Source organism: Vibrio sp. Vb0667 (assembly GCF_033391095.1).
Genome location: NZ_JAWPOL010000001.1, coordinates 351,303 through 371,061, shown reverse-complemented (window position 1 = coordinate 371,061; position 19,759 = coordinate 351,303). Strand labels below are relative to the sequence as shown.

Annotated in this window: 17 protein-coding genes; 8 read left to right on the top strand and 9 right to left on the bottom strand. The window is 44.3% G+C overall.

The annotated features are described in order from the left end of the window. Positions 1 to 74: 74 nt before the first annotated feature. Together aroG and R8269_RS01750 are read right to left on the bottom strand one after the other, a co-directional pair. A complete protein-coding gene (gene aroG, locus R8269_RS01755) occupies positions 75 to 1,127 on the bottom strand; it encodes a 3-deoxy-7-phosphoheptulonate synthase AroG (protein WP_017635200.1) in 1,053 nt (350 codons plus the stop codon). A 5-nt stretch (positions 1,128 to 1,132) separates the two neighbouring features. Next, the gene (locus R8269_RS01750; RefSeq protein ID WP_017819898.1) at positions 1,133 to 1,384 is read right to left on the bottom strand and encodes a hypothetical protein; all 252 of its coding nucleotides are present in this window, start codon (positions 1,382 to 1,384) and stop codon (positions 1,133 to 1,135) included. 202 nt (positions 1,385 to 1,586) lie between these two features. Between R8269_RS01750 and R8269_RS01745 the strand changes: the two genes are divergently transcribed. Next, on the top strand, positions 1,587 to 2,579 hold the full coding sequence (locus R8269_RS01745) for an OmpA family protein (protein WP_017635198.1): 993 nt from the start codon (positions 1,587 to 1,589) through the stop codon (positions 2,577 to 2,579). 88 nt (positions 2,580 to 2,667) lie between these two features. Here the strand turns inward: R8269_RS01745 and R8269_RS01740 are convergent, their stop codons facing one another. Then, a complete protein-coding gene (locus R8269_RS01740; protein WP_205461075.1) occupies positions 2,668 to 3,270 on the bottom strand; it encodes a beta-phosphoglucomutase family hydrolase in 603 nt (200 codons plus the stop codon). 76 nt (positions 3,271 to 3,346) lie between these two features. Between R8269_RS01740 and arfB the strand changes: the two genes are divergently transcribed. Beyond that, on the top strand, positions 3,347 to 3,760 hold the full coding sequence (arfB, locus tag R8269_RS01735; RefSeq protein WP_017635196.1) for an alternative ribosome rescue aminoacyl-tRNA hydrolase ArfB: 414 nt from the start codon (positions 3,347 to 3,349) through the stop codon (positions 3,758 to 3,760). Between the two features lie 100 nt (positions 3,761 to 3,860). Next, positions 3,861 to 5,630, top strand: coding sequence for a methyl-accepting chemotaxis protein (locus R8269_RS01730; protein ID WP_005373505.1), 1,770 nt, complete (start codon positions 3,861 to 3,863; stop codon positions 5,628 to 5,630). Positions 5,631 to 5,720: 90 nt separating this feature from the next. Here the strand turns inward: R8269_RS01730 and vmeZ are convergent, their stop codons facing one another. After that, positions 5,721 to 8,873, bottom strand: a complete 3,153-nt coding sequence (gene vmeZ, locus R8269_RS01725; RefSeq protein ID WP_017635194.1) for a multidrug efflux RND transporter permease subunit VmeZ — start codon at positions 8,871 to 8,873, stop codon at positions 5,721 to 5,723. An 8-nt stretch (positions 8,874 to 8,881) separates the two neighbouring features. Continuing rightward, positions 8,882 to 10,009 (bottom strand): multidrug efflux RND transporter periplasmic adaptor subunit VmeY, encoded by a 1,128-nt coding sequence (vmeY, locus tag R8269_RS01720; RefSeq protein ID WP_054574704.1) that lies wholly within the window; start codon positions 10,007 to 10,009, stop codon positions 8,882 to 8,884. Positions 10,010 to 10,428: 419 nt separating this feature from the next. Between vmeY and R8269_RS01715 the strand changes: the two genes are divergently transcribed. After that, on the top strand, positions 10,429 to 10,893 hold the full coding sequence (locus R8269_RS01715) for a dCMP deaminase family protein (protein ID WP_005373515.1): 465 nt from the start codon (positions 10,429 to 10,431) through the stop codon (positions 10,891 to 10,893). 82 nt (positions 10,894 to 10,975) lie between these two features. Here R8269_RS01715 and pepT read toward each other — a convergent pair whose 3' ends face one another. Continuing rightward, complete coding sequence (pepT, locus tag R8269_RS01710) at positions 10,976 to 12,205, bottom strand: peptidase T (RefSeq protein ID WP_017819893.1); 1,230 nt, start codon at positions 12,203 to 12,205, stop codon at positions 10,976 to 10,978. Positions 12,206 to 12,375: 170 nt separating this feature from the next. After that, complete coding sequence (locus R8269_RS01705; protein WP_085569143.1) at positions 12,376 to 13,239, bottom strand: DUF6279 family lipoprotein; 864 nt, start codon at positions 13,237 to 13,239, stop codon at positions 12,376 to 12,378. 261 nt (positions 13,240 to 13,500) lie between these two features. On the opposite strand from R8269_RS01705, the gene R8269_RS01700 reads away from it, so the two are divergent. Beyond that, positions 13,501 to 13,674: a hypothetical protein gene (locus tag R8269_RS01700; protein WP_005373524.1), complete on the top strand. Its 174-nt coding sequence runs from the start codon at positions 13,501 to 13,503 to the stop codon at positions 13,672 to 13,674. Positions 13,675 to 13,764: 90 nt separating this feature from the next. Here R8269_RS01700 and R8269_RS01695 read toward each other — a convergent pair whose 3' ends face one another. Both R8269_RS01695 and narQ read right to left on the bottom strand, forming a co-directional pair. Further along, a complete protein-coding gene (locus R8269_RS01695; protein ID WP_031777156.1) occupies positions 13,765 to 14,379 on the bottom strand; it encodes a response regulator in 615 nt (204 codons plus the stop codon). A gap of 4 nt (positions 14,380 to 14,383) precedes the next feature. Next, positions 14,384 to 16,120: a nitrate/nitrite two-component system sensor histidine kinase NarQ gene (gene narQ / locus R8269_RS01690; protein ID WP_025767926.1), complete on the bottom strand. Its 1,737-nt coding sequence runs from the start codon at positions 16,118 to 16,120 to the stop codon at positions 14,384 to 14,386. A 247-nt stretch (positions 16,121 to 16,367) separates the two neighbouring features. Here narQ and napF point away from each other — a divergent pair, with 247 nt between their 5' ends. The 3 genes from napF to napA are packed head-to-tail and all read left to right on the top strand — an operon-like array spanning position 16,368 to position 19,695. Next, complete coding sequence (gene napF, locus R8269_RS01685; RefSeq protein WP_080276949.1) at positions 16,368 to 16,853, top strand: ferredoxin-type protein NapF; 486 nt, start codon at positions 16,368 to 16,370, stop codon at positions 16,851 to 16,853. Positions 16,854 to 16,900: 47 nt separating this feature from the next. Then, entirely contained in the window at positions 16,901 to 17,209 is a 309-nt protein-coding gene (locus tag R8269_RS01680) for a chaperone NapD (protein WP_005373535.1), read from the top strand. Then, on the top strand, positions 17,206 to 19,695 hold the full coding sequence (napA, locus tag R8269_RS01675) for a periplasmic nitrate reductase subunit alpha (protein WP_005389060.1): 2,490 nt from the start codon (positions 17,206 to 17,208) through the stop codon (positions 19,693 to 19,695). The genes R8269_RS01680 and napA overlap by 4 nt, the downstream gene beginning before the upstream one ends. Positions 19,696 to 19,759: the final 64 nt, after the last annotated feature.

The following is a 19,759-nucleotide window of genomic DNA, read 5'->3' as shown; positions in this document are numbered from 1 at the left end:
AAAAGAGCCAGAGGCATAGTACCTCTGGCTCTTCACTATTCACTTTTCGCTTTTAAAAAGTTTTTCTGTTGAGCTTACTTGTTGCGGCGCGCTTTTACTGCATCAGAAAGCTGACGAAGTACCGTTTCCGTATCTTCCCAACCAATACATGCATCAGTAATCGACTGACCATAAGTGGCTGCTTTGCCATCCACTAAGTCTTGGCGACCTTCAACTAAATGAGACTCGATCATCACACCAAAAATGGCTTCTTCGCCAGCAGAGATTTGTTCGGATACATCATCAGACACCAGCATTTGACGCTTGAACTGCTTCGAGCTGTTAGCATGGCTAAAATCAATCATCACTTTTTTCGGCAGACCTGCGGTGTCCAGCTCATCTTTAATTTGAGCTACATGTGCTGCACTGTAGTTTGGTTCTTTACCGCCACGTAGAATAATATGGCAGTCTGGATTACCAGCGGTTTCTACGATCGCGGAATGACCGTATTTTGTTACTGAAAGGAAGTGATGGGAAGCGCTTGCAGAACGAATCGCGTCGCTCGCTATTTTAATATTCCCGTCTGTACCGTTTTTGAAACCTACAGGACAAGAAAGACCAGAAGCTAGCTCGCGGTGAACCTGAGATTCTGTCGTACGAGCACCGATAGCGCCCCAACTGATCAAATCCGCCACGTACTGAGGTGTGATCATATCTAAGAATTCACTTGCCGTTGGCAAGCCCATATCGGTTAGATCAAGAAGAAGTTTACGTCCGATACGTAGACCATCATTTAGCTTATAGGTGTCATTTAAGTAAGGGTCATTGATAAGGCCTTTCCAACCAACGGTTGTACGCGGCTTTTCAAAATAAACTCGCATAACAACCTCAAGCTGCTCGCCCAGTTCATCACGTAGTACTTTTAGCTTTTTACCGTACTCAACCGCGGCAGCCGGATCGTGAATAGAACACGGGCCAACGATCACGAGTAATCGATCGTCTTTTCCTTCAAGAATATTGTGAATGGCGTTACGGCAATCAAAAGTGGTCGAAGAAGCGGTTTCAGTCGCTGGGAACTTCTCTAATACTGCAACAGGTGGCAATAACTCTTTTACTCTATTTATTCTTACATCATCAGTTTGAAACATTACTTCTACTTCCTGGTTTTATTTCCGACCCCATTTTTACCAACTGAACTCATTGCAACATTGTTCACAAAGCGAGCAGCATCAAGGGCTGTGGTCATTTTCTGTCTAGCGTTTAAGTAACTTATCGGCTTAGGCGTAGACTTGCAATCAGTTTTTGCAAATAAATGCAAATAAAAACCACCTGTTAACCACCACGCACAATGTAAAGTAAAGTTTACGAAAAAAAGTTCAAAATAATCATCAATTTTCTTATGCACCAAAAAATCTTTACTACAATGTAAGAAATATCAGAAGTTTGTGAGGTATTTTTGGGTAGTAAATGTTGATCAAGTTCAAATATATTGTTGCTTGATATGAAATGATTAGAATATTAAACTAATTTCTTATAAACGCTGGTTTTTTCTAATTTTTTGATAAAACGAAGTAGAAGTTAATATGCAATCAATACAAGGAAACATTATGAACAAAGTAGCAATTGCAGTAGCAGCAGTGGTAGCTGGTAGTAGCGCGCTTTTAAACTCTGCTCAAGCTGAAATGTACATCGGGGGCAAAGTGGGCATGACTACACTTGACGACGCTTGCTATCTAAATAGCCCTTGTGATGATGAAGCGTTCGGTGCAGGACTACATATCGGTTATGACTTTACCGATATCATTGGGCTAGAGTACGGCGTAGACTTCTTAGGCGACTACAAAGCTAACTCGATGTCAGGGGCTAACACGGTTAATACGATTGACGGCAATCTAACGGCTTTAACACTTGCACCTAAATTCAACTGGCACTTAAACGACTCTTGGAATCTGTTTGCTAAGATCGGTGGTGCTTACATGATGTCTGATGACGAAACAGACTTTGTCCCAACAGGTTCTTTGGGGGCTGAATACTCGATCGATAGAAACTGGAGTGTTCGCGCTGAATACCAACGCTACCAAGACATGTCTGACGACGTGTGGGACGACATGGATGCTAACTTCTTTGGTATCGGTGTTAACTACAAATTTGCAGCAGCTCCAGTTGTTGCAGCAGTTGTAACGGAAGAAGTGATCGAGCCAGATCCAGAACCAGTGATGATGAGCAAGGTGCACAAAGAAGAGTACGGTACAGGTACGTTTGAATTCGATAGTGCTAAGTTAACAGATTCCGTTTCTGAACGTCTGGACAACTTTGTTTCATTCTTGAACGAATATCCTCAAGCTCAAGTAGAGATTACTGGTTACACGGATAGCTCAGGCCCTGCGGCATACAACCAAAAACTGTCTGAGCGTCGTGCTCAATCTGTTGCTGATTACCTAACCGCAGCTGGCATTGGTTCAGATCGTTTGACAGTTAAAGGTATGGGTGAAGAAAACCCAGTTGCTGACAACAGCACTCGCGAAGGTCGTGAGAAAAACCGTCGCGTAGAAGTTGTGGTACCTTCATTTGAATACCAAGAGCTAGTTCAACCAGAATAAGCATCTATGATTCATGATCGATGATGTGGTAAAAATTAATGGGGTGCATTTGCACCCCATTTTGATCTCATATTAAGGGATATTGCCACTATGGTTTTGGGAAAAAGATCAACTCATTATCTTGCACCATAACGCAATCCATACCAGCTGCATGCGCCGCTCGCTTCCCCAACTCAGTATCCTCGAACACAAGACACTGTGACGCCTCCAAGTCGAGTTGTTCCGCGGCCATCAAAAAGGTATCTGGAAAGGGTTTATGGTTCTCTACATCACTTGCGGTTACTACAACATCCAACTTGTCTAATAAACCTGCATGACTTAATAAGCGCATGGCACTTTCTCGTTGGCTGCCAGTCCCGACTGCAATTTTCTTATGGCCTAAATATTCCTCTAACACGATGTTCGTGCAAGGAATAACGTCACCATGAAGCTCCATAGCAGCGAATGTTTCCATTTTAAATGTCGCGACAGTTTTAGGATCTAACGAAAGCTCATGCACACGATTTAGTTCCTCAACAATTTTAAAGCTCGGCATCCCTCCCAAACTGTGAAACCATTCCTGGCAAAACGGAAAATCAAAACGCTCAGCAGTTGCTTGCCAAGCTGCCAAGTGGGCTGGCATGGTATCGATTAGAGTACCATCCATATCAAATATGAATCCCTCATAGGGTCTAAAATCAATCGTGCTCATGTCTTTTCTTCTATTTGTGCATCTGTAATGTTAATTTATCAGCTCTTTCAATCGTCCTTACCGGCATTTACTTATCATGCTCAAAATTTCGAACTCCGTCACAATTCAAGAGTGGGAAATTCAATTATCCCCAATTAGAGCTCAAGGAAATGGTGGCCAGAACGTTAACAAGGTAGCGTCCGCTATACACCTGCGCTTTGATATCCGGCATTCAAGCTTACCTGACTTTTACAAAGAGCGATTACTTGCACTTTCTGATAGTCGTATAAGTAAAGATGGCGTGATCATCATCAAAGCGCAACAATTTCGGACACAAGAACAAAATAAGGAAGACGCCCTAAATCGGCTTCAAGCATTGATAAAAGCTGCCGCTTTACAGGAGAAGAAGCGTATTAAAACGAAACCAACCCGCGCTTCTCAACGCCGACGACTTGATACAAAAAACAAGCACGGAGCGAAAAAACAGCAACGTAAAAAAGTGCTGTATTAGTGCATGTCGTTTTCTCGACATGTTAGTTGAACAACGTTTGCTAGCCCTTGGAAATCTCATTGGATTTCTCTTTTTAGTTACTTATTCAGGAAACAACAATATGACTATTAGGCAAAAACTCTACTTCCTCGGAGTTATCGCCATTTTAGGCATCGTGGCCCTTTTGGGTACGTCATCCCATTTTGAAAATAAGAGCAATGACCTTAATCACGCCATCAAACTCGTTGGTGATCTAGAAATACGCTTACTCAACTTACGCAGAAATGAAAAAGATTTCCTACTACGTAGTAATGACAAATATCTAAATAAGTTTGACGCCAATGTTGACAAGTTTATAGACACAGAAAAAGAGCTTGCGAACATACTCAAGAGTAATGAATTACCTTCCAGTCAACAATTTAAGCAAGACTTGCTCGCATACCAAAGGGGCTTTCAGAATCTGGTCAGCGCTTACCAACGATACGGGCTTGATTCAAAGAGTGGGCTTCTCGCTGGTTACGAACAAGCACTATTAGAAGCAAAACAACGTTCAGACCACCAGCAGTTATTGGCATTAGTCCGTTTTGACTCTGCGGTAAAAGCAGGACTATTCAATAGTGACTTGCTTGAGGGGCAATATGCTCCTGAGCTTATCAAAACAGGTAAGCAATTGGCGGCCCAAAAGCAAGTTGTTGGGATTGCTTATGACAAAGGCCTACTCGGTGAAACTCGCGCATTATCCCATGCCGTAGAAGAGCAATTTGAAACCTTTTCCACAGCCCTTAGCTCTGCTGCCGCACAACGTGATGAACAAATGTCGACCATCAAGCAGGTCATTACAGCTCTGATCTTAGTCGTTATTTTCGCATTGATTTGGCAAATTTCACGTTCAATCAATACGCGAGTGAATAGCTTACTTGGCACCATTCGAAGTATCAGCGAAACGAACAACATGGGACTTCGATCTGATTTGAAAGGTCAAGACGAGCTATTTGATATCAGTCATCACCTCAATGACCTATTGGATAAGCTTGAGCATCTAATTAGTAGTACCCAAGAAAAATCGGCGCAACTCACTGCAAGTACCGATAATATGCATCGTGAGTTAGAAGGCGTTATGGAGCAATTCCACACGCAAACTGACCACACAGCATCAATGGCGACGGCAGTTCAGCAAATGGTTGCCACAATAGGTGAAATCTCTGAAAGCACATCAGTTGCGGTAGAAGGCGTACATCAGGCAGCGAATAATGCCGAACAAGGTCGAGGAGTTGTTGAGGCGACGGTAACCAACATCGGTCAACTAACCACGATTTTATCAAACAGCCAGCAGTCGATTGGCTCGCTGAATCAGCATGTAGATAAAATTGGTGGTGCTGTGAACATCATCCAAGAAATTGCAGAGCAAACCAACCTACTAGCTCTCAACGCAGCAATTGAAGCCGCGCGAGCAGGCGAACAAGGCCGCGGGTTTGCAGTTGTCGCCGATGAAGTACGCGCCCTAGCTAGCCGAACTCATCAATCCACAGAGGAAATCACGCGGGTCGTTGCAGACATTCAAACTCAAATGTCTACAGTTGTTGCTGATATTGATCAATGTAACGATCAAGGGCAACAAACACTTAATGCTTCTGAAAAACTGGATTCTAGCCTGCAACAGATCATTACTGACATGCATTCAATTCAAGGTAATTCGGAGCGCATAGCTTCAGCAATTGAAGAACAAGGTATCGTGATGAACCAAGTTAGCGGTTCAATCACCGAGCTAAACGCAATATCTGAGAATAACATGCAATCCGCTCAGGAATGCTTGCATGAAGTGAACTCTGTCTCTGCTCAAGCTCATGATATGGATGAAGCCGTTGCACAATTCAAAACTGCGCTAAAATAACCCTTTTTCAAAATAGAAAGCCCGACGCAACCATTGCTTCGGGCTTTTTTTCAATTGTCACTTCGTGCTTACTGCGCACTTCGGATGTGATTATTCATCATCAAGAGGAACCAGCTTGGTGTTGCCGCCATGAACTTTCTCACGCTGTCTTTGCACCAGAGCGTAGAAGCCTGGGATCAAGAATGTACCTGCTAGAAGCACACACAATAGACCACCAATCAGCGACACGCCGAGTGAGTTTTGACTCACGTGCCCCGCACCAGCGGCAAAGATAAGCGGGAAGATACCCAGGATAAATGACCAAGATGTCATATTCACAGCGCGGAAACGTAACGTGCCTCCTTTAACCGCTGCACTATCGATATCAGCATCTTTTTCTTCACGCTCTTGCTTGGCGAACTCCACAATCAAAATTGCGTTTTTCGCCGCCAAGGCTATGAGCAAGACAAGACCAATTTGGGCATACAAGTTAAGCGGCGTGCCAGTTAGATTCAACGCAAGAAAGGAACCTAACGTTGCTACTGGGACCACCAAAATAATAGCCAGTGGAATACTCCAACTCTCATACTGAGCCACCATAAACAAGTAAATGAATATCAAAGCCAGCGCAAACGCATAAATGGCTTGGTTGCCCGCAAGCACTTCCTGATAAGCCATACCTGTCCATTCATACGTATACCCTTGTGGAAGAACTTCAGCAGCAACGCGTTCCATTGCGGCAATCGCATCACCACTAGAGTAACCCGGAGCTGGTTGGCCTTGAATGATAGCACTGCGGTACATGTTGTAACGCCATGCCACATCAGGCTCAAACACTTGCTCGTAGCTCACTAGCGTACTTAACGGAACCATATCACCGTTCGAAGAACGAACATGGAAACGCTCTAGATCTTCCATGCTGCTACGGTGCTGGCTATCAGCTTGCATGGTTACGCGGAAGTTCTTACCAAACATGGTGAAGTCATTCACATAAAGCGAACCTAAGTTGCCTTGCAAGGTTTGGAAAATAGACGACAGCGAAATACCTAATTGCTGCGCTTTCTCACGATCGATATCAACGTAGTAGTGCGGAACATTCGCGCGGAACGTGCTAAACGTGTAGGCAATTTCAGGCGCTTGGTTAGCCGCTTGGATCATTTCTCCCATGACCATCGACAAATCGGTACGACTTCGCCCTAGCGTGTCTTCAAGCACAAACTCAAAACCAGACGCAGCGCCCATACCAGGAACCGCCGGTGGTCCCATCGCAAAAACAACCGCTTGAGGTAGCTCTGTCGCCGCTCGACCGTTAATACGTGCCGCGATAGCATTAGCAGAGTGCTCTCCTTGCAGCGAGTTACGAGTATCCCAGTCATGCAATTTGATAAATACAGAAGCACCGTTTGATGCTGCGGCGCCTGTCATAAACGAGTAACCGTTCGCAACCGTCACACCATCCACACCAGGTTCTTCACCGATCATTTTCATTAAATCATTGGTGACTTCTTCAGTACGTGATAAAGAGGCTGAATCTGGTAGCTGTACGTTAACCAGCAAAATGCCTTTATCTTCTTGAGGAACAAACGCTGTAGAGGTGGTTTTCGCAAAGAAAGTGACCGCTGCGATAGCAACTATAAAGAACGTCACGAGCAGTAAAGACTTCTTCACCAAGAAACCAGCGATCTGGCCATAACGCGTAGTGATGCGCTCTAAGCCTCGGTTGAAAGCCTGGAACCAGTTAGCGGTATTGCCCCCACCCTGCTTCAATACCAGAGAACAAAGTGCTGGAGACAGCGTCAATGCATTGATGGATGAAATAACAACCGAAATACAGATGGTCAAAGCGAACTGGCGATACATGATACCGGTGATACCTGGCAGCATGGCGACGGGTATGAATACCGCAAGTAGAACCAAGGTCGACGTGATGATTGGTCCCGTTACTTCTTTCATCGCTAGCAACGTCGCTTTACGCGGTGAAATGGTTGGGTCTTTCGCCATGGTAGTATCGACGTTTTCGATAACCAGAATCGCATCGTCCACCACGATACCAATCGCAAGGATCAAGCCAAACAAAGTAACCGTATTAATGGTGAAGCCCGTTGCCTGCATGATGGCAAACGTACCAATCAGAGAAACGGGGATCGCGACAACAGGAATCAACGTTGCACGCGCACTACCCAAGAACAAGTAAGTTACAGCAATCACCAATAGAATCGCTTCAATCAGTGTTTTTACTACCCCTTTGATCGATTCAGATACGAACACGGTTGTATCGTAGCTGGTCTCGTACTCCATTCCCTCTGGGAAGTTTTTGCTCAAGCCTTCAAGGAGCTCCATGACGGCCTGACCACTTTCTAACGCATTCGCATCCGATTGAAGAGACAACGCAACGATTGACGCGTCCTGGCCACGGAACTTACCGTTACCATCGTAGAACTTTTTGCCTAGTTCAACGCGAGCAACATCTTTCAGATAAACCGTAGAGCCATTGGGATTAGCTCGAAGGACTACGTTCTCAAACTCACTCACGCTTTCCAAGCGACCTTTGGTCACAAGGTTAAACTGAACTTCTTGCGGATTGTTGTATGGTGCTGCACCTACACGCCCTGCCGCAACTTGAACGTTCTGTTCAGCCAAAGCGGCGTATACGTCTGACGTGGTTAGCTTAAGGTTGGCCATTTTTTCAGGATCTAACCAAACACGCATTGCGTATTCGCCACCACCAATCACGTTAACTTCACTGATACCTTTCGCACGAGCCAACTGATCTTTTACATTCAAGTTAATGTAGTTAATCAAGAACTGATCATCGTATTTGCCATCAGGTGAATAGAAGTTAAGCACCATCAGCAAGTCAGGTGAACGCTTTTTCACCGTCACACCAACCATGCGAACTTCTTGAGGCAGTTTTGACTCAATCTGTGACACGCGGTTTTGCACGTTAACTTGCGCCATATCTGGATCGGTGCCAACATCGAACGTGACGTTTAGGCTATAAGAGCCATCGTTCGCGCTCTTTGAAGACATGTATATCATATCCTCAACGCCGTTGACTGAGGTCTCTATGGGGTCCGCAATGGCCTGCTCGACAACTTCCGCACTCGCGCCAGTGTAGTAAGCCGAAACGCTTACTGATGGCGGGCTTATCTGTGGATACTCAGCCACTGGCAAAATCGCCAGTGAGATCGCGCCGGCTAGCGTTAATATGATCGAAATAACCAGCGCGAATTTAGGTCTCTGAATAAAGAAACGACTTAACATAGTGCCCCCTACTGCTTATCTTCAGCAGGTGCTTGAAGGCGCACTTCTACACCATTACGCACACGTTGTAGGCCTTGTGTAATAACTGTATCTTCCTGATCGAGCCCTTCTCGAATGATAATGCCTTGTTCAACCTGAGGGCCAAGCTCGACGTTGCGACGCTCTGCTACATTTCCCTCAGCCATCACCATCACAAAGTCACCTTCTAAGTCAGTTTGAACGGCACGTCGTGGAATAACAATAACGTCCTTCGTATTCTTGTCTCTCAAGTTTACTTTGATGTGCTGACCAGGAAGTAGCTTCTGATCTGGGTTTGGAACGAGCGCGCGCATAGCAATCGTACCCGTTTTGGTGTCAATACGATTACCTAAGAAATCAAGCTTACCGAGATGCTCAAAAAACTGTCCATTTTCCAGTTCAAGCTGAACTTCAACGCGGTTTGATTCTGCTGAGCCGTCGCCTTTGACTTGATCCATACCCATGGCTAAACGCTCGCGCTCACTCACACTAAATGAAGTATGCACTGGGTCTAAGCTCACCAATGTCGTCAGCACGCCAGATGATGGAGAAACCAGATCACCCGTACTCACTTTGGTATCACTAATACGTCCGCTAAAAGGTGCTCGGATTTGAGTATAGGAAAGGTTAACTTCAGCAAGCTTAAGTTGAGCATTTGCCGCTTCTAGCTCTGCTCTCGCACCAAGAAGTGCCGCAGTTAAAGCATCAAACTCAGATTGAGAGATACTACCGCGAGGCAACAAGTTTTTACCTCGAGTATGATCTAATTCGGCTTTTTTTAGCGCCGCTTTAGCTTGTGCAAGTGCGGCTTTAGCACTCGCGACTTGGGCTTCAAAAGAAGATGGCTCGATAGAGTAAAGGAGCTGCCCTTTTTCTACCATTTGCCCCTCTTCAAAGTGACGAGCTTTTAAGTAGCCAGAAATCTGCGCGGTAATATTGGTATCTTCTACTGCTTCAATGCGACCGATATAAGACTTGCTCGGTTGGTAGTCGATAACCGTGACATCCTGAGTCACTACGAGAGGCGCTTGACCTTTCGTTTGGGCATTATTAGCTTCCCCGCATCCAGCGAGGATTGCTGTAGCCGCCATTAGTGCGACAAGTGGTTTCTTTTGCATGTATTTACCGTCTTTATAGAACAGGATATTGTTGAATTCCTATCAACCTTACTCCTTGCTGCCACTGAAAACTTCACTGAAAAGCGCCCAAGGTGTTTCTAAATGTAAACATGAGAAACAAAAGGAAAATAAAGTAATTTAGTTAACAGTGGTATTCAATGAGCAATATACATACAACTCAATCATAACTATTTAATATACGCCTTAGGAGATCGCGAATTTTAGCGTGTGCTTGGAAACACTAACGGGAGTATTGTATTCGGGCGTAAAGTGAGATTCAGTGCTCAAGATAAGAACGTTTTGTGGCTAAAAAGGTAAAAAGTGACGCCTTCATACTCAAGACCCCGATTTTGACTATTTTTTTAATATAAATGGGTTATCATTCAATTAATTCAACGCCTTCGACAGAGAGGATGACTATGATTTCTAAATGGGCGAAACGCTTTTACCAGATGGCAGAACTAGTGGCGTCTTGGAGTAAGGACCCATCAACACAAGTCGGTGCCGTTATTACTAAACAGAATCGCATTGTATCTGTTGGATTTAATGGCTATCCGCATGGTGTTTCTGACAGTGTCGACACCGATGAGCGCGAGTTGAAATACCTTAAAACACTGCACGCGGAAGAGAACGCAATTTTGTTCTCAAAACGTGACTTAGACGGATGTGATATTTGGGTAACGCATTTTCCTTGCCCTAACTGCGCGGCAAAGATCATTCAAACAGGGATCTCACACGTACACTGCCCTGAGCAGTCTGAAGACTTTTTATCTCGCTGGGGAGATAAAATCCAAGTCAGTCAAGATATGTTCGACCAAGCGGGTGTGAAAGTCGACTGGTTACCGCTAGAAGACATTGAAATTGAAGACAAAGACGTGCGCTAGTATTCCATCTTAATATTTAAATAGCCCAGAGAGATCTGGGCTATTTTGTTATTAAATCTGCAAGAGGTCTCGACGTAGTCTTTTAACTGTGTTTTTTCGCTGTGAGCTCAGCAATTTTGACAATAACGAGTACTGATTTTTCCATCATTTCAACAGAAATAAACTCATGAATTCCGTGGAAGTTAAAACCACCGGTGAAGATATTCGGGCACGGCAAACCCATAAAAGATAAACGAGCACCATCTGTACCACCACGAATAGGTTTTATAATCGGTTCCACATCACACGCTTCCATCGCTTGCTTTGCCAGCTCAATGATATGAGGGTAAGGCTCAACCATTTCTCTCATATTGTAATAGCTGTCTTTTATTTTTAGCTCTACAGAACCATGGCGTAAACCCGTGTTCATTTCATCGACGAGTTTCTGCATAAAGGCTTTTCGATCCTCAAGTCTTTGACGGTCAAAGTCTCTAATAATGTAACCTAGCTCGCTTCGTGCAACGCCCATTTCTGCCGATTTTAAATGGAAGAACCCTTCGTAACCTTCGGTTGTTTCCGGAGTTTGATCTTGGGGCATTTGAACTTGAAATTTCGCAGCCAAGTTCATCGCATTGACCATTTTGCCTTTTGCGGTACCTGGATGAACGCTAACTCCATGAAAAATTACATCAGCGTTTGCTGCATTAAAGTTTTCGTATTCCAATTCACCTTGCGGGCCACCATCTATAGTGTATGCCCATTTCGCGCCAAATTTTTTAACATCAAACAAATCTGCACCACGACCGATTTCTTCATCCGGAGTAAAGCCGATACAAATGTCGCCGTGTGGAATGTCTGGGTTTTCCAGTAGCAGAGCTACCGCGGAAAGAATCTCTGCGATACCGGCTTTGTTATCCGCGCCAAGTAATGTAGTGCCATCGGTAGTAATAAGATTGTGGCCATGTAGGTGATGTAAATCTGGGTATTGCACGGGAGATAACACTTCATCCCCCAACCCTAATGCAATATCGCCACCCTGGTAATCTTCGATGAATTGCGGCTTTACGTTTTTGCCAGATGCATCCGGCGCGGTATCCATATGGGCAATGAAGCCGATAGGAGGAACCGCATAATCAACATTGGCTGGCAGTTTAGCCATCAAGTAGCCATTTTTATCCAAAGTCACGTCACTTAAGCCAAGTTCGAGCATCTCTTTTTTAAGTAACTCAGCAAACACAAGCTGGCCAGGTGAACTTGGGCAAAGCGTCACATGTGGATTGGATTGGGTATCAAACGTGACGTATCGAAGAAATCTTTCAACTAAATGTTTCATATTTATTCTCATTGTTTTGTACGATGAGGCCTTATCACGCATTGATAAGCTGACGTTGCCTCATCAAACCTCACGCTATGTTACGCTCTTAGCTCAATAAGAATTTGCTTTGAATCATTTTTTGATAAGAAAGGCTTTTGCGCTTTGCTTTCGCTCATTGAAGTATGAATTTAATCTAAAAGTTCCTCAGCCAGTACTCGCCACTCTTTAACCTTTTCACGAAAATGACGCCATTGCTTATCGGTCATCGAACGAGAAACATCTAATGTCAGTTGATCAACCAATGCAAAGTTAGAATCAATATTCAGAGAAAGCTGCTCACTATAATAACTCTCTGGCTCGAACAAGAGTCGCATAAATATATCTTGATAAGTCACAACATTAGATTTGTTGTCGAACAAGTATTCGAGCTCTTGATATACCGTGGCTCGATAATCTCTCCATAAAGGGCTGTTTAAAATAACTTGCTGAGAAAATCTTTGAGCTAATTGACGCTGATTTCCTGATAGATTCCCTAGCCATTCTTCCATCCACTCTTCAGTGTTATCCAGAATAATTTCACGCACTTCGTCTTCTGTCTTATCGGCATATTTTGCGTTTCGCTCTTGATAATGTTCTTGTACATTACTCAAAAACTCGCGTTCTTGCTCTTTCGTTAATTGCAAACTTAACGCAAAAAGATCTGGTGCTGCTTTGCTGACCACTCTATCGTAATGCGCTCGCATTCTATCTCGATTTTGTTGTAAGTAATTTAAGGTGATATCGCTCGCTTTTAATCTCTCAAGGTCTTTTAAATGTTCGATATATATTGGTAACTCCTCTTTCTTGTGCCAGTCTGCCAACAATAATAAGCGCTCTTCCACCAGGACTTCTTGTTCTCCTTGCAACGAGACATAGTCCTCTAAGTAATCGAGCACGAACCAATCGATATTGCTGTATAAAAACTTTTTCGCACAACCGGCAAGCAGAAATACGAAACAAAATAGAAGGCCATAACGAAGCGCCTTATTAGATACATCCTTTAATTTAGTCACTTATTCGTATTCCCTTTTCTGTTGATTAAGTTCTATACTCAACCTGTATCACTTAGTATTGCGGCAAACTTACACCAGTGTGACAAATATTGATTGCCACCTTAATAATATATAGAGTTTGAAATTAACTTTTTGATCACAGCTATCCGCAAAAAAGTGAGTTAGAGCGCAATTATCGGCTAAAAAACGTACCGAACGACGCTCCCTATAACGGCATATAATTTGCATGGATGTTTTTTGGATGGTTTATGGAGGCGAAGTATGGCAGCCGCTGAGCAACTTGATACCAGTGTAGAATATGAGATTCGATATTTTGAACAGGGGAAAATGCACTGCATGAGAGTCATTGCTGAAAGCAAAAAAGTGGCTTATCAGTACTATTTGGAGTGTGGTAAGCACAACAGTGACTTGTACTCTATTCGCCCAGACAAGTAAAAAAACCGCCTAACAGGCGGTTTTTTTATTCGTCAGAATCAATATAACTGGTTGATTTTATTTATTATTACAGATTCAAATCCAACAATGTTATTTGATGTCGCCAAAGCGCTCAAGATAAAGGACGGTTGCTGCAGTACGAGAAGGAACTTGTAGCTTTTTAAGTAAACTCTTCATATGTACTTTAACCGTAGACTCAGAGATAAAAAGACGATCGGCAATTTGCTTGTTGCGGAAACCTCTTGCCACCTCTCTTAAGATCTGCGATTCACGATCGGTCAGTGTATCAAACACGTCCTCTTGCTCTGAACGTTCACTCAAATACTTAGAAACTTCTTGGCTGTATGCCTTGTCCCCTTGGTGCGCTTGTTTTAGCAACTCAACCAACTCATCGGGCTCAGTGTCTTTCAATAAATAGCCATCGGCACCACTTCGAACTATTGCTTCGATATCTGCTGGGCTATCTGAAACGGTTAGAATGACAATTCTGGCTTCACAGCCATCTGCACGCAGTGCTTGCAAAGTATCAAGGCCAGACATGCCTTTCATATTAAGATCAAGAAGTACAAGATCCAGTTCCAGCTCATGCGCTTTCGCTACTGCATCCGCGCCATTACTTGCTTCTGCAATAACCTCAAACTCAGGCTCAAAGCTTAAAAGCTGGTGGATACCTCTTCGCATGAGTGGATGATCATCCACCAGCATTACTTTACACACTGTCACTGTTTACTTCCTTACTATGTTGGAATTCTAATTTTACGGTACAACCTTTGTTTATCGATGCTTCGATGTGAAGATCGGCATGCAGTCTAGCGGCCCGCTCTTGCATGATACTCATACCGTAATGATTTAATTTTTCGTCTTGATGTTCAAAGCCTATTCCATCGTCGCTAACGGTTACTGTGACTTTTCCATCATTATCGAGACATTGAATGTGAATATTATCTGCTTGCGCATGTTTGATAGCATTAATTGCCGCTTCTCTTATCAACTGTAGTAAATGAACCTGCTGATGTGCATCCAGTTCAGTTGATGAAAGTCTATTTTTTAGCGTAATGTCCGCAGCAGTTTGTTCACTGAGCGTTTCAACCATGTCTTGCAATGCTTGGCCAAAACTGCCCTCTTTAATCGTAAGACGAAACGTCGTCAGTAACTCGCGTAACTGCGTATACGCGGCAGATAAGCCCGTATCTAGCTCAGCAATAACTTGATTAGCCTGCGCGATCGCCTTTTCGTCAGGCAAGTTCTTTACGCTTCTCTTTAACAAAGCGACCTGAATTTTTAAGTAAGAGAGTGCTTGAGCCAATGAATCATGCAACTCCCGAGCAATAGTGGCTCGCTCTTCCATCAGCAGAATTTGTTCTGCTTGGCGCTGCGCCCGATTGTAATACACGGCGCGTGATAAAATCTGCACGAAGTTGTCAATAAGAGCCTCGTTCGGACAAGGTAACCCTGCTTTCCAATATAAATAGCCCAAGTGCTCACCATCTAGCATCAGGGCTTTACCGTGGCAATCTTCATCACAATCTTGGCAGCATTCTTCTCCTTCCATCAATATCCAGCTCGGTTCTCCTAGCTGCTCGATTTCAAGTTTGACCGCTTTAATGCCCTCAAGACTGACGATATGCTGCAAAATCGCCTGGAAATTGTCTTGATTAATACGCGACGCCGTGAGTTCTTTTGACGAGTCGTACAGCACTTCTAAAGACTGGTTGGCATGCTGCAATTTACGTGTTTTCTCATCAACCGCTTGTTCTAATCCTCGGTACAACTTACCAAGGTCTGTCGCCATCCGGTTAAAGGTTCGAGTCAGTATTCCCATTTCATTATCGCTGGATACATTGAGCGATATATTGAATGAGCGATTTTTAATTTGCTCGCTAGCAAAAACTAAGGCACGCAGAGGCCGAACAACTTCGAGGCGCACAAAATGAACGACAAACATACTGACACAAAGAATGCCACCCAACCCTAACCCGCCGATCCAGGCTAAGTTAATCAGTTTTTGCTCCGAAAAGCTTTGTAGCTTAAATACAAACTCATCGATTTGTTCAACAAAACCTGCCACTAGGAGTTGATATTCTGCCGGGTTGTCTCCTCTAAGCACCGCCTTGAGTTCATGCCATCTGATAATAAGACGGTAGTAATCGTGAGTGATGTCTTCTGGCACAGACCAATGCTGAAGCGCTTTCATTGAAGGTGAATATATCGAATGTTCAAATGCGTCAATATGTGAAGAATAGTCAACAGATTTAACCTGAATATCATTCGCCAGACGGTAGCTTTGCATTCGCATCGAGCCAGCAACATTGACGGCTTCAGCATCGTTCAAACTGGACGCTAACGTAAAAATTGCAAAACCAGTCGTAGCGACTGAGAGCAGCAAAATAAGAAGCATCGCGGACGCAATCGTGCGCGTCACCGACTTTTTCACATTTTTAAACAATCTGAGTTCCTCGCCCATTAACAATCCTATTTTTACGTGCAATGAACCCATTACCTTTCAACTTTATCAATATGTGATCACCTGCGACGGAATTTATTGATCCAAAACAATATTGCATACCATTTACCCCCTAAGAGGTATTTATACAAATATGTCAAAAACTACAATTTCGTTAGTTTAAATGACAGTTTATTAATGAAAATTGTGGACTATGCTTAGTTTGGGTTCCAAGTTTCGAGGTGACTAAGTGGTAGACCTTTCCAGAAGAAGACTCTTTGCAAGAAAAGCGCACCCCGACAACGCCGTACGTTTGCCTTGGTTAACTAAACCGCAACAGTTTACGGACGATTGCACTCGCTGCGGTAAATGCATTGAGGCCTGTGAAACAAAGATTATAACCAAAAGTGATGGCGGATTCCCCTCGGTCGATTTTTCCATCGATGAATGCACATTTTGCTATCAATGTGCAAACGCCTGTCCTGAGCCCCTTTTCTTGCCAGAAACAGAACAACCTTGGCAAGCAAAAGCAAGTATCAACGATAACTGCTTAGCAAAACAAAATGTCGAATGCCGAAGCTGTGGGGATATGTGCGACCCGATGGCAATTCAGTTCAAATTAGAACTGGGGAAAGTAGCACAACCCAATTTAGACCTTGATGAGTGTAACGGCTGCGGCGCCTGTGTTTCAGTGTGCCCGACTTCATCCATCAATGTGAGCAATATAACAGCCTAAGCCGAATGTCGTCGGCCAAAGGCAATAAAAATAAATGAGAGAGCTATATGTCACTAAATGAAGTGCATATTTCAAGTTTGGTAGTACATGTGCTGCCGGAACATTTGGACGAAATCAAACAAAAGATAGAAGCACACGAAAATGCGGAAATCTATGGTGACAGTCCTGAAGGCAAGATTATCGTCGTACTTGAAACTGAGAACCAAGGTTTCATCACAGACACTATCGATGCCATTAATAATTTACCGAACGTCTTAAGCACGGTATTGGTTTATCACCAAATCGAAACTGGGCTTGAAGAAACGGATGAAGAAGACACTGGAACACAACATTCCCAAATCGAGGGTGAAGTATGAAAATGACAAGACGTGCGTTTGTGAAAGCAAACGCGGCTGCATCAGCTGCTGCTGTCGCAGGTGTGACACTACCAGCATCTGCAGCCAACCTGATTGCAAGCTCTGATCAAACCAAAATCACATGGGACAAAGCACCTTGTCGTTTCTGTGGTACAGGCTGTTCTGTTCTTGTTGGCACTCAAAACGGCAAAGTGGTAGCAACACAGGGTGACCCAGAAGCACCAGTAAACAAAGGTCTGAACTGCATCAAAGGTTACTTCCTTTCTAAGATCATGTACGGTCAAGACCGTCTAACTCAACCGATGCTACGAATGAAAGATGGCAAATTCCACAAAGATGGTGAATTTACACCTATCTCTTGGGATGACGCTTTCGACATCATGGCTGAGAAATGGAAAGCTTCCCTCGAGAAAAAAGGCCCAACAAGCGTAGGTATGTTTGGCTCAGGCCAATGGACAGTAATGGAAGGCTACGCTGCGTCAAAGTTAATGAAAGCAGGCTTCCGATCAAACAACATTGATCCAAACGCTCGTCACTGTATGGCTTCTGCCGTTGTAGGTTTCATGCGCGCATTCGGTATCGATGAGCCAATGGGTTGTTACGATGACTTCGAGAACGCAGACGCTTTCGTTCTTTGGGGCTCAAACATGGCAGAGATGCACCCGGTTCTATGGACTCGCATTACTGACCGCCGCCTAAGCCACCCTCACGTTAAAGTGAACGTGCTTTCTACTTACTACCATCGTTCATTTGAGTTGGCAGACCACGGCTACATTTTCAATCCTCAGTCTGACCTTGCAATTGCTAACTTCATCGCAAACTACATCATCGAAAACGATGCAGTAAACTGGGACTTCGTGAACAAACACACGAACTTCACTCAAGCAGACACTGACATCGGCTACGGTCTACGTGACGATGATCCGCTACAAAAAGCAGCGAAGAACCCGAACTCTGGCAAACTCACTTCTATCTCATTCGAAGAGTACAAGAAATCAGTAGCGCCATACACAGTAGAAAAAGCATCTGAAATCTCTGGTGTTGAGAAAGAGAAGCTTATCGAGCTTGCGAAGCAATACGCGGATCCAAACACGAAAGTGATGTCTCTATGGACGATGGGTATGAACCAGCATACTCGTGGTGTATGGATGAATAACTTGGTTTACAACATCCACCTACTAACCGGTAAGATCTCGACTCCGGGGAACAGCCCATTCTCACTAACGGGCCAACCATCAGCATGTGGTACCGCTCGTGAGGTTGGTACGTTTGCTCACCGCCTACCAGCGGACATGGTGGTTGCTAACCCTAAACACCGTAAGATTGCAGAAGACATCTGGAAACTGCCAGAAGGTACGATTCCACCAAAACCTGGCTTCCACGCCGTATTGCAAGACCGTATGCTGAATGACGGCGTTCTGAACTGTTACTGGGTTCAATGTAACAACAACATGCAAGCCGGTCCAAACATCAACACAGAGCGTCTTCCAGGTTACCGCAACCCAGAAAACTTCATCGTTGTGTCTGACCCATACCCGACAGCAACAGCACAAGCAGCAGACCTTATTCTTCCTACCGCAATGTGGATTGAAAAAGAAGGTGCTTACGGTAACGCAGAGCGTCGTACCCAAGCTTGGTACCAACAAGTGGGCACAGTCGGTCAAGCAAAATCCGACCTTTGGCAGCTAATGGAGTTCTCGAAACGCTTCAAAATGGAAGAAGTGTGGCCTGAAGAGCTTCTAGCGAAAGCGCCTCAATACCGTGGTAAAACAATGTACGACGTACTTTACCGCAATGGTAACGTCGACAAATTCCCTATCGAAGAAGCTCGTGAACTGAATGACGATGCTCACCACTTCGGTTTCTATGTTCAAAAAGGTCTGTTTGAGGAATACGCAACATTTGGCCGTGGTCACGGGCATGATTTGGCTCCATACGACCGCTACCACCAAGTACGTGGTCTACGTTGGCCTGTTGTTGATGGTAAAGAAACACAGTGGCGCTTTAAAGAAGGTTCAGACCCATACGCGAAAGAAGGTTCTGGTTGGGACTTCTACGGCAATGCTGACGGCAAAGCGAAGATCATTTCCGCGCCATACGAAGCGCCACCAGAAGTACCGAACGATGAATTTGATATGTGGTTATGTACTGGTCGTGTTCTTGAACATTGGCACACAGGCACCATGACTCGTCGTGTACCTGAATTATACAAAGCAGTACCAGACGCAGTGTGTTACATGCACCCAGAAGACGCAAAAGCACGCAATGTTCGTCGTGGTGAAGAAGTACTCATGGCAAACAAACGCGGTGAAGTACGCGTTCGTGTTGAAACTCGCGGTCGTAACCGTCCGCCAAAAGGTTTGGTATTCGTACCGTTCTTTGATGCACGTATTTTGATTAACAAGCTTATCCTAGATGCGACTGATCCACTGTCTAAACAGACAGACTTTAAGAAGTGCCCAGTCAAAATCACTAAGATTGCTTAACCTTCAGATACTGAATGCTACGGCCGTCATTATGGCGGCCTAATAAAGAATTTAAGCCACAAAG